The 14,279-nt window shown below is 60.5% G+C and carries 13 protein-coding genes and 1 riboswitch; of the genes, 8 read left to right on the plus strand and 5 right to left on the minus strand.

The features are described 5' to 3' along the window. Positions 1–142: 142 nt before the first annotated feature. Positions 143–574: a VOC family protein gene (locus KUF55_RS15240; RefSeq protein ID WP_218817149.1), complete on the minus strand. Its 432-nt coding sequence runs from the start codon at positions 572–574 to the stop codon at positions 143–145. 272 nt (positions 575–846) lie between these two features. Here KUF55_RS15240 and KUF55_RS15245 point away from each other — a divergent pair, with 272 nt between their 5' ends. Both KUF55_RS15245 and KUF55_RS15250 read left to right on the plus strand, forming a co-directional pair. Beyond that, positions 847–1,350, plus strand: a complete 504-nt coding sequence (locus KUF55_RS15245; protein WP_132359662.1) for a MarR family winged helix-turn-helix transcriptional regulator — start codon at positions 847–849, stop codon at positions 1,348–1,350. Between the two features lie 238 nt (positions 1,351–1,588). After that, positions 1,589–1,707: riboswitch (SAM riboswitch) on the plus strand. Between the two features lie 40 nt (positions 1,708–1,747). Beyond that, positions 1,748–2,293, plus strand: a complete 546-nt coding sequence (locus tag KUF55_RS15250; RefSeq protein ID WP_218817150.1) for an OsmC family protein — start codon at positions 1,748–1,750, stop codon at positions 2,291–2,293. Positions 2,294–2,367: 74 nt separating this feature from the next. On the opposite strand, the gene aztD is transcribed toward KUF55_RS15250, so the two are convergent. Further along, positions 2,368–3,690 carry a zinc metallochaperone AztD gene (gene aztD, locus KUF55_RS15255; protein ID WP_255557088.1) on the minus strand — a complete coding sequence of 441 codons (1,323 nt, stop codon included), beginning with the start codon at positions 3,688–3,690 and terminating at the stop codon, positions 2,368–2,370. Positions 3,691–4,585: 895 nt separating this feature from the next. On the opposite strand from aztD, the gene KUF55_RS15260 reads away from it, so the two are divergent. Then, positions 4,586–6,139 carry an amino acid permease gene (locus KUF55_RS15260; RefSeq protein WP_370630923.1) on the plus strand — a complete coding sequence of 518 codons (1,554 nt, stop codon included), beginning with the start codon at positions 4,586–4,588 and terminating at the stop codon, positions 6,137–6,139. A 122-nt stretch (positions 6,140–6,261) separates the two neighbouring features. Here KUF55_RS15260 and KUF55_RS15265 read toward each other — a convergent pair whose 3' ends face one another. Further along, positions 6,262–6,867: a TetR/AcrR family transcriptional regulator gene (locus tag KUF55_RS15265; protein WP_218817151.1), complete on the minus strand. Its 606-nt coding sequence runs from the start codon at positions 6,865–6,867 to the stop codon at positions 6,262–6,264. 101 nt (positions 6,868–6,968) lie between these two features. Between KUF55_RS15265 and KUF55_RS15270 the strand changes: the two genes are divergently transcribed. After that, positions 6,969–7,358: a DUF1304 domain-containing protein gene (locus KUF55_RS15270; RefSeq protein WP_218817152.1), complete on the plus strand. Its 390-nt coding sequence runs from the start codon at positions 6,969–6,971 to the stop codon at positions 7,356–7,358. Positions 7,359–7,397: 39 nt separating this feature from the next. Then, positions 7,398–8,408 carry an NADP-dependent oxidoreductase gene (locus KUF55_RS15275; RefSeq protein ID WP_218817153.1) on the plus strand — a complete coding sequence of 337 codons (1,011 nt, stop codon included), beginning with the start codon at positions 7,398–7,400 and terminating at the stop codon, positions 8,406–8,408. A gap of 15 nt (positions 8,409–8,423) precedes the next feature. Here KUF55_RS15275 and KUF55_RS15280 read toward each other — a convergent pair whose 3' ends face one another. Then, positions 8,424–9,158: a FadR/GntR family transcriptional regulator gene (locus tag KUF55_RS15280; protein ID WP_255557090.1), complete on the minus strand. Its 735-nt coding sequence runs from the start codon at positions 9,156–9,158 to the stop codon at positions 8,424–8,426. A 171-nt stretch (positions 9,159–9,329) separates the two neighbouring features. After that, positions 9,330–11,069 (minus strand): L-lactate permease, encoded by a 1,740-nt coding sequence (locus tag KUF55_RS15285; RefSeq protein ID WP_218817154.1) that lies wholly within the window; start codon positions 11,067–11,069, stop codon positions 9,330–9,332. A gap of 241 nt (positions 11,070–11,310) precedes the next feature. Between KUF55_RS15285 and KUF55_RS15290 the strand changes: the two genes are divergently transcribed. Genes KUF55_RS15290 through KUF55_RS15300 form a run of 3 tightly spaced genes read left to right on the plus strand, consistent with a single transcriptional unit; the run spans position 11,311 to position 14,244 of the window. Further along, positions 11,311–12,111 carry a (Fe-S)-binding protein gene (locus KUF55_RS15290; RefSeq protein ID WP_218817155.1) on the plus strand — a complete coding sequence of 267 codons (801 nt, stop codon included), beginning with the start codon at positions 11,311–11,313 and terminating at the stop codon, positions 12,109–12,111. Continuing rightward, entirely contained in the window at positions 12,108–13,613 is a 1,506-nt protein-coding gene (locus tag KUF55_RS15295; protein WP_218817156.1) for a LutB/LldF family L-lactate oxidation iron-sulfur protein, read from the plus strand. Before KUF55_RS15290 ends, KUF55_RS15295 begins: the two co-directional genes overlap by 4 nt. A gap of 4 nt (positions 13,614–13,617) precedes the next feature. After that, positions 13,618–14,244, plus strand: a complete 627-nt coding sequence (locus tag KUF55_RS15300; protein ID WP_218817157.1) for a lactate utilization protein C — start codon at positions 13,618–13,620, stop codon at positions 14,242–14,244. Positions 14,245–14,279 lie beyond the last annotated feature (35 nt).

The raw sequence follows: 14,279 nt of genomic DNA on the forward strand, positions 1-14,279 counted from the left end.
CAAGGTTCCTCATCCTGCCCGGGCGGGAGCCTTCATGCGGACACAAAAATGCGCGAGGTCCACGCCTACCTGAGGGCTAGATCTCGCGCATTTCTCCCTACCGACGTGAGTTCTCTTTCACGGGCCAGGTCGGCGTCGCAGGTTAGTTGCCGGGCGCTCCGGCGCCGTCGATGTTGACCATCCAGTCAACGCCGAATTGGTCGGTGAGCATGCCAAACCAGTCGCCCCATGGGGCCTGCGCTAGTTCCTCGCCGATCTTGGCTCCTTCGCTGAGCTTTTCCCAGTACCCCGTCATCTCATCCTTATCGTCGCCGCTGAGGGTGACGGAAATGGCGGTACCACCCTTCCACTCCATGGAGGCTGGGGTGTCTGCGGCCATCAGGTTCAAACCGTTTGGAGCACGCAGGTGCCCATGCATGATCTTGTTGTCGTCCTCGGCGTTGTCGGTTTTTGCGAACTCGAAGTCAGCAAAGGGCCGCAAATCCAACTCTCCGCCAAAAATCGACTGATAGAACTCCAGCGCCGGACGCGCAGTATCGCGGAAGCTGATGTATGGGTTGAGAATAGTGCCCATGATGTTCTCCATCTATCGAATTGGCGGTGTGCAACAACTAGTCATTCTGCCCGTTACCTCGTGATCCGTGAAGACCTCCAGTCTCACTGTTTACGAAAAGTTCTCTCACCCAGCTGACGTGCAACGATTAACTGTTGGTGAGTGCGTTTTGGCGGCTCGAGGGCTGTCGATTCGAACCTAGACGCTCCTTCGTACCTCCATGGCACCGCGATGAGGGCCAGCCGAGCGGCCCGGAGGACTATGAATCGTGACTTCGCATCTAAAATGGTTCCATGACTTCCCCGTTCTCCGATTCCCGTGTCGGCCGAGGCCCGGCCGCCGAACCCTCGGCACTCGAACCGCTGATCAATGATGTGGAAAAACAGTTCTCGATCATGGTCGTCAAGGCGCGCCAAGCCATTCGCCGTCGTGCCACCGCCATCCATCCCGAGCTGCAACCCCTTGGCTACAAGGTACTTTCGATCCTTGCCAGCGAAGACGCCCAGCAACAGATCGTCCTGGCTGAGGAACTGCAGGTCGATAAGGCCACGATGAGCCGGATGATTAAGTGGCTTGAGTCCAAGGAGCTGGTGACTCGTGTCCCGGATCCCGACGATGGGCGGGCGATGTTGGTCAGCATCACCGACAGGGCACGAGCAGGATATTTGGAATCCAGCGCCGAGTCACGTCGCCTCTTGCGCAACCGACTCGGGTCTTGGGAGCCGGCGGAAATCCAACGCTTCGTGGATCTACTCTCAAAGCTCAACGACAACGACGCAGTCACCCGGCAGCCCTAGTCCGACCGACGGGCACAGATACTGCTTTTTATCCGGCACGTCAGTGCTCTGGCTCCCGCATCTTGCCGGAGAGAAGTTTTCGCCGGTAACCAACGGTTGATTCATTCGACATTTGCCGAGGAGGGGATTTCTCCCTGCTCAACCGGCCCTTATTTGAGTTACTTTCCGATCTGCTGTGAAGAATTGTTAAGCGCGGACGTTGCGCGCGCACCTCACTACCAGCAACACTCATAAACAGAATCACGAGCTCCCGTCATGCACGACCCTGGTCGGCGGGACCGCAACCCTCTGCGTCATAGCGGGGTGCGCCAGGTGACGATTCGACGCGGTCCAGGAGGAGTCGCGTAAGTATGGCGTCGTGCATGGCATGCGCCAGCCACGAAAGGATCCCTATCTCATGTCCGAAACGTTGATCGACTCAACTCTCGAATCGGTTCGAGCCGAGAAGCTCACTGCCGCAGGTACCGCATGGGGCGAGCGCATCGCCGCAAACACTGCAAGTGCGGCCCTCACCTTCAAGACCAGCGGAATCTCCACCGGTTCGGTCTCCAGCGAAATCACGGCAGGTAAGCACCGCTTCATCGTTGATGAACCCGAGGCGCTGGCCGGAGACGATGCGGCAGCCAGTCCCGTGGAGTTCGCCCTCGGCGCCCTCATCTCCTGCCAGGTCGTTGTTTACCGTTTGTACGCTCATCAGTTGGGCATCACCATTGATTCGCTGGAGATTAATGCGGATGCCGATCTGGACGTCCGTGGTCTCTTCGGCATCGAAAAAAGCGTTCGCCCCGGTTTTGGTGAGGTGCGTCTGCGCGTCACCATCAACGGACCGGAATCTCGCGAGCGCTACGAAGAACTCCAGTCGGCCGTTGACGCTCACTGCCCGGTACTGGACATCATCTCCAACCCGACTCCGGTGAGCATCGAGCTGGTGACCGCCAACTAGAAGCGCTGCACACCAACGCTGGGTCGGCACCGCTCGTGGTTAGCGGTGCCGACCCAGACCATCACTTCGTCGGGCTATCCCTTAATGGAGGTGATCTCGTTGGGCACCTTGGGCAGGAGCACGGAGTTGCTCACCTTGCCCGTGGCTAGATCTACGAAGTGCAGCTGGCTGGTGGCTGGCTCGGTGACGATGGCAGTATTACCCAAAACATGGAGGGCTGGGCGCGGCTGCTGCCAGTCGACGGGCTCTTCCCACGCACCCACCACAGGGATGTTATTGGTTTCCTTGCCGGTAGCTTCGTCATAGATATGCAGGGCGCCATCGGTGCCCAGCAGCAGCGCTTCTCCCACCAGGCTGCGGCCCAGTGAGCGGAACGAGTAGCTGTAGTCGATGTCCACGAGCTTTAGTTTGTTGCTCGCGGTATCTGTCAGCGAGAACGTTTGCGGACGTTCCAGCTCGGCGTCCTTCTCGGTCTTGTAATCTCCCAAAACTACCGAGGAGACCTCGCTTCCGGCTTGGTTGCCGATGCGTCCATAGGTATCCGGAGCATCAACCTTGGAGATGATCTCATCCTTGATGATTAAGATCCCGTCTTCGCAGCCGACCACCACGGTTTCGTCCTTGGCTGTCGCTTCACCGTGTACTCCGGGGCACTGGCTGTTTTTTGCGACGGTTTTCCGTTCGTCCTTGGCATTCGGAGCCGAGAGCAACTTGATGGTGTTTCGGGAGTCGGCGTTGCCCTCGGTCGTCAGCAGTTTTCCGTCGGAAAGCTGGACCGCGACACCATGGTGCGCCTCCGGCGAGGAGACCACCTCCGCGTTCGGAAGTGCGGCATTGTCCAATTTGGCTGATTCGAAGATACTGATCTGGCCCGTTCCGTCATCAAAGAGCGCCGTGTGATCCGCATGCGCGACGGCATGACCCGGCTTTTGCGCCGGGAAGATCAAGTCCGTCAGCGCTGGCGTGGAGGTGTAGTGGTGGGAATGGTCGCCGTGCTTTTCGGACCAGGCCCCGGTGTCAAGCACCTGGAAACCGCCGGCGGTGGAAACCAGTGCACGTCGGCCATCGCCAGCAGGATTCACCCGATTAAAGCCAGCGAGGGCAAGGTCGGAGACGACTTCGCCATCGCGGGCATCCGCGACAAGCAGTCCTCCGTCGTAGGTGAGAACTAGGCGAGGTGTTGCCGCTCCAGCTTCGGCCACGGCGGCGCTGGGAGTTGTTGCGGAGGCGGCCGATGCCTCGGGGTTCGGCGCACCCTGATTGGTGGAGCCGGAGGCGCATCCGGCGAGCAGTGTGCCGGCAGCGATCAGGGCAAGCGCGGAAGCGTTCCGGCTCCAGCGTCGGGTATTCCATGGCGCAAGGGTTGGGGTCGTGGCGGTAGTTTTTTCACGTGACATGCCTATTACCGTAATTTAAATGAGAATCATTCACAAAAGTGAAAAGCGGGCGTCACTGCGAGTTGCTACTGAGAAGTGATCGCATCTAGGATGCGCAATTATCAACCCAGGGGGACGCTTCAGACGCAGGATTGCCGCAGCTTAGCTGCGAACAAAAGGCGGACAGGGGCACGAAATGCGAGGCGCTCCAATCACTCGAACCATGCGCAAATTCGAGCGGCAAGGAGTGGAACTGCCGGGAACGAAAGCCGCGGAATTCCCACGGCGCAGGCACTCTGGCCAGAAGATTTAACGCCGCACTGGCCAAGTCTCGCGGCAGCCACGCTCCGCTTGAGGTTTCGGTCCGGTCGCATAAGGCCTCAGCGCGGTCGGCCGCCCCTACTGGGTAACAACATCCCAACAAGCCGAACCTCGCTTCGCGATGCATCAACGCCTCCCGGCGGACGCCTCGCAGGATCACCGATGCGGTCTTTATGACATATTCGCGTCATAATGAAACAATGTCGCACCTCAAAAGCGGCGTCGAATCCAAGCCAAAGCAGCAAAATCTGCGGACGGATCCGGCACTCGAGGGGCGAGATCACGCCCCGGATCTAGGGCAGAAATACGGCCCTGATCCACGTAGTTCATCAGCAGGAGAGCCGTTAGTGCAACAGAAACGCTGTGTCTCGGGACACGCAAGAGTAAGGCTACCCATCCAGACCTCTGTGGCTCACAGCATTGGATTCGCGCCATCAGAACGCCTGAGCTACGCTCCACGTATTTCCATGCAGCCTCGCCAAGCGTCGATCCCTTCTACGCCCGTTAGGCCTGGCGCCTCGGCTCCGACGACGGCCCGCAACTCCGCTGTGATCCAAGTCGCACACATGCCATTGGGTGGTGTTTCATGAGTCCCATGAGCAGAACAACCGCAGAACTTGAACCCGAATCTCCGGTACGGCCTGGAGCCGCAACGGCGGCCGGTTCGGGAACCACACCGACAGCGCTAGATAACGAACTCAAGCGCGGACTCAGCAGCCGCCACCTACAGATGATTGCCATCGGTGGAGCCATCGGCACCGGGCTGTTCGTCGCCTCGGGTGGCACCATCTCCCAGGCCGGCCCCGGTGGCGCACTGGTGGCGTACGCACTGGTTGGCCTCATGGTGTTCCTGCTGATGCAATCGCTCGGCGAGATGGCGGCCAAGATCCCCGTGGCAGGATCTTTCCAGACCTTCGCCACGCGATTTGTTTCTCCTTCCTTTGGGTTCGCCATCGGCTGGAACTACTGGTTCAACTGGGCCATCACCGTTGCCGCCGAGTTGGTCGCGGCCGGAATTATCATGGACTTCTGGTTCCCCGGGGTTCCCGGATGGATTTGGGCCGGAGTCTTCCTGGTGCTCTTGACCGGACTCAATGCCCTATCGGCCAGATCCTTCGGGGAAAGCGAGTTCTGGCTCTCACTGATCAAGGTGTCAGCAGTGATCCTGTTCCTGATCGCTGGCGTCCTGATGATCCTCGGCATTCTTGGTAACGACTCCCCCGGAATGAGCAATTGGCAGAACCGCGAAGATGTCTTCCATGGTGGCTGGGTTTCGATCATTTCCGTCTTCATGATCGCTGGATTCTCCTTCCAGGGCACCGAGTTGGTCGGTGTGGCTGCCGGCGAAGCAAAAAACCCGAGGCGCGAAGTGCCCAAGGCGATCCGCAATGTCTTCTGGCGCATCATGATTTTTTACATCGGTGCCATCTTCATCATTGGTTGCCTGATTCCCTTCACCGACCCCAGCCTTCTGGCATCCGGCGAAGCGGACGTCGCGGCTTCACCGTTCACTCTGGTCTTTGAACGGGCAGGCATCGCCTTTGCCGCGGCACTCATGAACGCGGTCATCCTTACCGCCATCCTCTCGGCCGGAAACTCCGGACTCTATGCCTCAACCCGCATGCTGTACTCCATGGCTCACGATGGCAAGGCACCCAAGATCTTTGGCCGCACCAATTCGCGTGGTGTGCCGATCCCGGCGCTGCTGGCCACCGCGGCGGTGGGCCTCTTTGGCTTCTTGTCCGCCATCGTCGGCCAAGGTGCAGCGTATGCGTGGTTGCTCAATGTTTCGGGGCTCTGCGGATTCATTGTCTGGGCAGGAATTGCCATCTCGCACTACCGCTTCAGGCGGGGCTTCCTGGCGCAGGGCAACAAGGTCAGCGATCTGCCCTATAAGGCATCGTTCTTCCCCATCGGTCCACTGCTGGCCTTCGCGGTATTGATCCTGGTGATTGCCGGACAGAACTATCAGGCGGTGCTCGCCGGGCACGGGCTCGAAGTACTGTCCTCCTATATCGGCCTACCGATCTTCTTGGGGCTGTGGCTCGTGCACCGGATGGTCACCAAGTCGCGCGTCGTTCCGCTGCTGGATATGGATCTATCTGCGCCACAGGACGTTGAGGACGAGCTCGCTACTCAGGCTGGTTAGTCGAGATTTTCGCGAGACACGAATAGTCCGATCACGACCAATGCCCCGGGTGGGCCCGCAATTGCGGATCCACCCGGGGCATTGGCTTTCCCCGTCTCGGAGAGCTGTTGGTGGTACGGAGGCTACCGATCCACGTTGTCCGCTTGTTGCCACAGTTGAACCTGCTCGGCCGCCGATTCAAGTGTCGCCAAGGCCTCAGCCACGTTCACCCGCGACATCATCAGGGCACTCACCGTCAGCCCGGCAATAATTCTGGCCCTGGCCAGTGCCTGGGACTCGGTGAGCTGCGGGTTGGCGACCCGAAGCGCTGCCGCAACACCATCTCTGAGTTCAAGTTGGTATCCGTCGATCAGGATCCGCAGCGGCTCATCACTTCCCCCGAGTCCCGCAGCGGTATTCAGCAGCAGGCAGCCCCGGTTCTTGCTTTGGGCGGCGGCCTGGGCCACTGCGCTAGAGAGCGAACTCAGGTACCACGATGTGGCATCCGCACGATGCTCCGGATCGCTCAAAAGCCCGAGTCGCGGACGCAGCACCCGGTCCATATAGTCCTGGATGACCGCGTCAAAGAGGCCGCGTTTCGAGCCAAAACCGTGGTAAATGCTGGAGCGTCCTAGGCCCGTTGCCGCTTCAAGATCCGCGATCGACGTGGCGTCAAACCCCTTCTCCCAGAAGATGCCGCGAGCATCGCTGAGCGCCTTGGATGTATCGAATTCTTGGACTCTGGCCATTAGACCCGAAACCCCCTAGTTTTGTGTAACGGTCATTCCAGTATATATTGGAATGACCGTTACACAATCAATCGATTCACCCCAGCCAAGGAGCTTCCAAGATGTTGCTGACCACCATGATTTTTGCCGGTCTTGCCGCAGCGATTCACGTGTACATCTTCATTCTGGAGTCCCTGCGCTGGGATCGGGCCAGCACCCGCGCTGCCTTCGGAATCCACAGCGACGCCGAGGCCGCGGCCACCAAGCCGATGGCTTTCAACCAGGGGTTTTACAACCTCTTCTTGGCCATCCTGACGCTGATGGGCATGGCCTTTGTCCTCGGATCGTCCACCACCATCGGTGCGACGCTGATCTTCGCCGGCACCGGCTCCATGGTCGCTGCCGGCCTGGTCTTACTGCTCTCCTCGCCCAAGCTGGCACGAGCGGCACTAACCCAGCTAGCGGCTCCGGCACTGGCCATCATTTTCGGCGTCATCACCTTCACCCGGTAGTCCTTTCACCTTCCCCACTCGAAACGGAGCATTTGCCCGATGTCACTTTCCACCAGCACCCAGATTCACTTGGCCAGCCGCCCCACCGGGTGGCCAACGGATGCAAACTTCTCGACCGTCACCGTTGAACTGCCCGAACTGCTCGACGGCGAAATCCGAGTAGCCAACGAGTTCCTCTCCGTTGACCCATATATGCGCGGACGCATGAACGATGCCAAGTCCTACGCGGCACCCTATGCCCTGAACGAGGTGATGACCGGAGGAGCCGTTGGCCGTGTGGTTGAATCGCGCGCCGACGGATTCACCGTTGGAGATCCGGTGCTTCACCAGCTCGGTTGGCGCAATGTGACCCAGGGTCCCGCCAGTAACTTCCGGGTGGTGCAGGAGGTCAGTGGCCTGCCGCTGTCAATCCACTTGGGCATTCTGGGCATGACCGCCTTCACCGCTTATGTAGGCCTGCTCGAAATCGCCGGCATGAAAAGCGGCGATACCGTCTTCGTCTCCGGTGCCGCGGGAGCCGTGGGCAGTACCGTCGGTCAGATCGCTCGCCTCAAGGGAGCCAAGCGTGTGATCGGATCGGCCGGCAGCGCGGCAAAGGTTGACCTGTTGACCCAGAAGTACGGTTACGATGCGGCCTTCAACTACAAGGACGGGCCGGTGCGCGAGCAGCTGCACGCTGCGGCCCCGGAGGGCATCGACGTGTACTTCGACAATGTGGGTGGAGAACACCTCGAAGCGGCCCTGGATGCCTTCAACCCCGGTGGCCGCGGCGCACTCTGTGGAGCCATCTCGGTCTACAATTCGACCGAAACACCCGTTGGTCCGCGCAACATGAGCAACATGGTCACTCGCGGGTTGAACCTTAAGGGCTTCACCGTGGGGAACTACACCGAGCATTACCCGGCTTTCATGGCCGACATGTCGGACTGGCTCACGCAGGGCGTTATCGTCTTCGACGAAACCATCGTGGAAGGCCTAGATAACGCGGTAGACGGCTTCCTTGACCTCATGCGCGGGGCAAACACCGGCAAGATGGTCATCAAGCTCTAGAGCTCCACGGCTCGATCAGAGCTGCCGGGATTCGGTGTAGAACCACTGAATATGCTCGCGCAGCAGCTCGGACGCCAACGCCCCGTTGGCGTCCGATACCGCCTGGTGGATGCCGTGGTGTTGGGCACGAAGAACTGTGGCGATCTTCTGCCAGGCGGCATCATTGGCCACCGATTCGCTGACGTAGTCGCTGATGGACAGCCGTAGGGACTCCATCATGGATTCAATCACGGCATTGCCCGCCAGTGATGAGAGCAGCACATGAAATTGGGAGTCGAGGTCGTGGAATTCTTCGCGATCAAGTCCGGGCTCGTCCATGGCCCGAAGTAGTTCGCTGGTTCGGCGCAGCACCTCGGCGCTGCGCGCCGGATCCCGGGTCAGATCGGCCGACTGGGCCGCCCACGTTTCCAACAGGATGCGGGACTCGACGATGTCGGCCACCGAGAGTTGGCGCGAGGCGACGTGCATCCGCAAGGTCGCCGAGAGGCCTATGGCCGGATCGGAAATGACCACGGCTCCGGAGTTGGGCCCGGAACCGCTCGAGGTGCGCACCATGCCCATGGCGTCAAGAATCCTAATGGCGTCACGGACCGAGGCCCGAGAAATCCCATGCGTTTCGGCCAACGAGCGCTCGCCCGGCAGCTGATCCCCGATCTTGATCTTTCCGGAACGAAGGTCAGCTTCGATACTGGTGAGGACCGTCTCGTAGGCACGGGCAGGCTGCGGAGGATTCTTTTCTTTGCTACTCACTGCTTCTTGTCCCCAGGTCATGGTTAGTACGCGGTCCACCTGACCACTGAACGAATCCCTCAAGCTTAGTGCGTTCCCAAGCAGGCAACGGCAGCGAGTCATCAAAGCGATATCTCGCCGTGTCCCGTAACCGTTGCCTGCTCATGATGACCTGGTGCCATTGTTCCCCGCTTACGGGGTCGGCAACATCCAGCTCAGGATCGGTGTGGACTGCAGGTAGACCAGCACGCACAGCACCAGCAACATGCCCACGGACCAGCCGGCAACCTTCTTCAGGATGACCGACTCCTTGCCTTCCATGCCCACTGCGGTGGCCGCAATGGCCAGGTTCTGCGGGGAGATCAGCTTGCCAACCACACCACCGGAGGTGTTGGCGGCAACCAGCAGGTTCGGGTCGATGCCGGCGTTGATGCCGGCGGTCTGCTGCAGCTTCGCAAACAAGGCGTTAGCAGAGGTGTCGGAACCGGTAACGGCCGTGCCGATCCACCCCAAAATCGGGGACAGGAAGGCAAAGAACGCGCCGGTTCCGGCCAGCCAGGTGCCGATGCTGATGGTTTGGCCCGACAGGTTCATGACGTAGGCCAGGGCCAGGACCGAGAGGATCGTGGTCGCTGCCCAGCGCATGTTGAAGATGGTGCGCCCGATTTCCAGGATGGCATCCGAAACCTTGATCTTGTACTTTCCACCGTCGTCGTTGAGCGAGTAGACAATGGCGACAATCAGGCCCGTGAAGAGCAACAGAGTCCCGGGGTTCGAGAGCCACGAGAAGTTGTAAATCGTTGAGGAAACGGGCTTGCCCTCGCCGTCGAGGATGTGGCCGTAGAGCAGTGGCCATTGGATCTTCACGTCGGTGGAGGCCAGCGCGCCGGGGATGTTCACGCCCAACTTCCAGAGCTTGGCAATGCCGAAGATGACGATAACCAGCAGGTAGGGGAAGAGGGCGAGGAAGGTGGGTCCGACTTCCAGCTTCTGCTCGTGTCCGCGGTAGGCGGTGCCGGATCCGGCCTGGGCGTTGCCGCCCTTGTCTGCGTGATGCACTGCCTCGGCGGCTTCGCCGACCAGGACGCGGGCACGGGCCTCATCGCGGCCCTTCGGGGTCCAGAAGCGCAGGAAGATCACTGCCGCAGCCAGCCCAGCGAGCGAGGCAACGATGTCGGTGAGTTCATAGGAGAAGTAGGTAGCGCAGAGGAACTGGGCGACAGCGAAGGATCCACCGATGACCAGTGCCGCCGGCCAAACTTCCTTAACTCCGCGCTTGCCATCAAGGATGAAAAGCAACAGTGTCGGGACAAAGATGGCCAGCAACGGTGCTTGGTGCCCGACGATGGCGCCGATGTGGTTGGCGTCCAGCCCGGTCAGTCCGGCGGCGGTGGTGATCGGGATGGCGACGGCTCCGAAGGCGACAGGAGCGGTGTTGGCCACCAGCACAGCGGCGGCGGCACGTAGCGGAGCCATGCCCAGGGCCAGCAGCATCGTGGCGGTAATGGCCACCGGGGCACCGAACCCAGCCAGTGCCTCAAGCAGACCTCCGAAGCAGAAGGCGATCAGGATGGACTGGATGCGCACGTCCCCGCCGCCGATCACGTCAAAGACGCGACGCAGGTCCTCGAACCGCCCGGAAACGACGGTGATTTGATAGAGCCAGATTGCCATGATGACAATCCAGACCACGGGGAAGGCCCCGAAGACCGCGCCCATTACCCCCGACATCAGGGCCATTCCCGCTGGCATCTTGAAAACAAAGATTGCGACCAGGATGGCGACCAGCAAAGAGGCTAGGCCCGAGACGTGAGCCTTGGCCTTTACGACGGCCAGCATAACGAAGAACGTTAGCAGCGGAAGCAGGGAAACGATGGCGGATAGCGCAATGCTTCCGGCCAATGGATCAGTGGTGGGGGAAAAGGTGTCCACGGGTCGTCCTTCGCAAGTGAGAGTGGAGCGCGGATAAGAGGTCTTGGTGGACGCTCAACGACGCCCGTGGTCGGACCACTATGGTCCGACCACAAAAGCATAACGCAAATTGCGAGCTTTGGTGAGTGGGATCACAGAACTATTTCTGCCACTGCCGCCGGGCTGGACGTGGGCCCAATCACGTCCTAGTATGGTCAGACCACACAATTTCCCCGGCTGAGCACGCCTGAAGGGTCATCGAATGAAAATCGCACTTTTCGCCACCTGCATTGTTGATGCCATGTATCCGCAAACCGCGCGGGCCACGGTCAAGATCCTTGAGCGCCTGGGACACGAGGTCATCTTCCCCACCGGACAGGCCTGCTGCGGCCAGATGCACATCAATTCCGGTTACATGGACGAGGCTCTGCCCGTGGTCACCAATCACGTGAACGCCTTCGAATCCGTGGCCTACGATGTTGCGGTTGCTCCGTCCGGTTCCTGTGTGGCTTCGGTTAAGCACCAACATCCGGTCCTCGCCGAACGCTGCGGAGATGCCGCACTCAAGGCACGGGCCGAGGCCGTGGGCGCCAAGACCTACGAGCTGTCCCAGCTTTTGGTCGATGTCCTGGGTATTACCAACGCCGCCGAACAGCTGGGATCACATTTCCCGCACAAGGTGACCTACCACCCCTCCTGCCACGGGATGCGCTCGCTGAAATTGGGTGACCGACAGCTGGACCTGCTCAAGAGTGTTGGTGGCATTGAAGTCGCTGACCTACCCGAGGCCGACCAATGCTGTGGATTCGGCGGCACGTTCTCCCTGAAGAATGCCGATGTTTCCTCCGCGATGTTGGACGACAAGGCCCGAAACATCGAATCGACCGGAGCCTCACTGTGCGCCGGAGGCGACGCCTCCTGCCTGATGCACATCGGCGGCGGACTTTCGCGCACCACGTCGGATACGACAACCATGCATTTTGCCGAGATCCTGGCCAGCACCATCACCGAGCCGGTCTCGGTGACCGGCGACATTCTCGTAGGAAAGGCGGGCGTGCGATGAGCAACGTCTTTATGGGCATGCCAACCCTTCCGGTCTTCGGCGACGGCAACCTCCACATCGAGGAAACCTTCCCCACGGCCGCTCACCGCGAACTGGGCAATACGCAAATGCGCGCCAATTTGCGCCACGCCACCCACACCATTCGCGATAAGCGCCTGAAGGTAGTGGCGGAGCTTCCCGACTGGGAAGAATTGCGCGACGCCGGATCCGCCACCAAGAACCTGGTCATGGCCAATTTGCCGGCACTGTTGGAGGAGTTTGAAAAGAACTTCACCGCACGCGGCGGCATCATCCACTGGGCTCGCGATGCCCATGAGGCAAATAGCATCGTCGCCGGGCTGATCAAGGAACAAAACACCACCGAGGTCGTCAAGGTTAAGTCCATGGCCACCCAAGAAATCGGGCTCAATGAGTACCTCGAGGAACAGGGTATCTCGGCCTTCGAGACCGATCTGGCCGAACTGATCGTCCAGTTGGGTCACGATAAGCCCAGCCACATCTTGGTCCCGGCAATCCACAAAAACCGTACCGAGGTCCGCGATATTTTCCTGGCCGAGATGCCCAACGTGGACCCGAACCTCACCGATGAGCCCCGCCTGCTGGCCATGGCCGCCCGTGAACACCTGCGTCGTAAGTTCCTCTCGGCCAAGGTTGCCATCTCCGGTGCCAACTTTGCCCTGGCCGATTCGGGCACGCTGGCCGTGGTTGAATCCGAGGGCAACGGCCGGATGTGCCTGACGCTGCCCGAAACCCTGATCACCGTGATGGGCATCGAGAAGCTATTGCCGGGCAAGGAAGACCTCGAGGTCTTTATGCAGCTGCTGCCACGTTCCTCCACCGGCGAGCGCATGAACCCCTACACCTCACTGTGGACGGGAGTCACCGAGGGTGACGGACCACAGAACGTGCACCTGGTGCTGATGGACAACGGACGCACCGCGGCGTTGGCCGACAAGTACGGGCGCACGGCACTAAATTGCATTCGCTGTTCGGCCTGCATGAACGTCTGCCCGGTGTACGAGCGCACCGGCGGCCATGCCTACGGATCCACCTACCCGGGCCCCATCGGTGCGATCCTCACCCCGCTGCTCACCGGCATCACGTCCGAGGAAAACAGCACCCTGCCCTACGCGTCCTCGCTGTGTGGCGCCTGCTACGACGCCTGCCCGGTGAAGATCAACATTCCCGAGATCCTCGTACACCTACGCGGTGAAGACGTGGACTCCAAGCGCGGGACCAAGAAGCTTCCCTCACAAATGGATCTGATGATGAAGGGCGGGTCTTGGGCCTTCTCCTCGGGCAAACATCTGGGCCTGTTGGAAAAGGGCTTGCCGTTGGGCAAGCTCGCCGCGGGACGAGATAAGAAGATCAAGGCCCTGCCCGGTATCGCCGCCGGGTGGACCCAGTCCCGAGATATCCCCGCTCCCCCGTCGCAGTCCTTCCGCGACTGGTGGAAAAAGGACCATACACCGGTCGCCGCCACCAATAAGCAGGAGAAGTAAAAAGATGAGCGCCAAGGAAGAAATCCTCTCCCGCATCACCTCGGCCCTGCGCGATGCCCCGGCACCGGGCCCCGTCCCCCGGGAGTACCGCACGTCCTCGGATATGCCGGAGGCCGAGCTGATTGAGCTGCTGGTCGATCGGCTCGAGGACTACAAGGCCCACGTTGACGTGGTGGATCTCCCGCAGCTTCCGACGACCATTGCCGAGCGCCTGAAGGATGCCACCAGTTTTGTGGTGCCCCACGGCATCGATACCACGTGGCTGCCCGCTGCTGACGCGCGGCGCCGTATCGATGCTCCGGGCGCCGTGCTCAGTGTGACCGAGCTGGATGGCACCGATGCCGTGTTGACCTCTTCGGCCGTGTCCATCGCCGAGTCCGGCACCATAGTGTTGGACGGCAGCGGCGACCAGGGACGTCGCGCGATTTCGTTGGTTCCCGATCACCACGTGTGCGTGGTTCCAGTGTCGTCGATTGTGCGCTTACTGCCCGAGGCGATGGCGCGCATGGACATCACCCGCCCGCTGACTTGGATCTCCGGACCGAGCGCCACGAGTGACATCGAGCTCGAACGTGTTGAGGGTGTGCACGGCCCTCGCCAACTGGACGTCATCATCGTCAAGGGGCTCTAGGCCTTCCCTCTCCCTACACCCCACGAGGTGGCCTC

The sequence above is a fragment of the Paeniglutamicibacter sp. Y32M11 genome (genome assembly GCF_019285735.1).
In the GTDB taxonomy this organism is placed as follows: domain Bacteria; phylum Actinomycetota; class Actinomycetes; order Actinomycetales; family Micrococcaceae; genus Paeniglutamicibacter.

Excerpts from the sequence above, each read along its gene's own strand:
- KUF55_RS15240 (WP_218817149.1), bottom strand. The coding sequence starts at position 574 with ATGGGCACTATTCTCAACCCATACATCAGCTTCCGCGATACTGCGCGT.
- KUF55_RS15245 (WP_132359662.1), top strand. The coding sequence starts at position 847 with ATGACTTCCCCGTTCTCCGATTCCCGTGTCGGCCGAGGCCCGGCCGCC.
- KUF55_RS15250 (WP_218817150.1), top strand. The coding sequence starts at position 1,748 with ATGTCCGAAACGTTGATCGACTCAACTCTCGAATCGGTTCGAGCCGAG.
- aztD (WP_255557088.1), bottom strand. The coding sequence starts at position 3,690 with ATGTCACGTGAAAAAACTACCGCCACGACCCCAACCCTTGCGCCATGG.
- KUF55_RS15260 (WP_370630923.1), top strand. The coding sequence starts at position 4,586 with ATGAGCAGAACAACCGCAGAACTTGAACCCGAATCTCCGGTACGGCCT.
- KUF55_RS15265 (WP_218817151.1), bottom strand. The coding sequence starts at position 6,867 with ATGGCCAGAGTCCAAGAATTCGATACATCCAAGGCGCTCAGCGATGCT.
- KUF55_RS15270 (WP_218817152.1), top strand. The coding sequence starts at position 6,969 with ATGTTGCTGACCACCATGATTTTTGCCGGTCTTGCCGCAGCGATTCAC.
- KUF55_RS15275 (WP_218817153.1), top strand. The coding sequence starts at position 7,398 with ATGTCACTTTCCACCAGCACCCAGATTCACTTGGCCAGCCGCCCCACC.
- KUF55_RS15290 (WP_218817155.1), top strand. The coding sequence starts at position 11,311 with ATGAAAATCGCACTTTTCGCCACCTGCATTGTTGATGCCATGTATCCG.
- KUF55_RS15295 (WP_218817156.1), top strand. The coding sequence starts at position 12,108 with ATGAGCAACGTCTTTATGGGCATGCCAACCCTTCCGGTCTTCGGCGAC.
- KUF55_RS15300 (WP_218817157.1), top strand. The coding sequence starts at position 13,618 with ATGAGCGCCAAGGAAGAAATCCTCTCCCGCATCACCTCGGCCCTGCGC.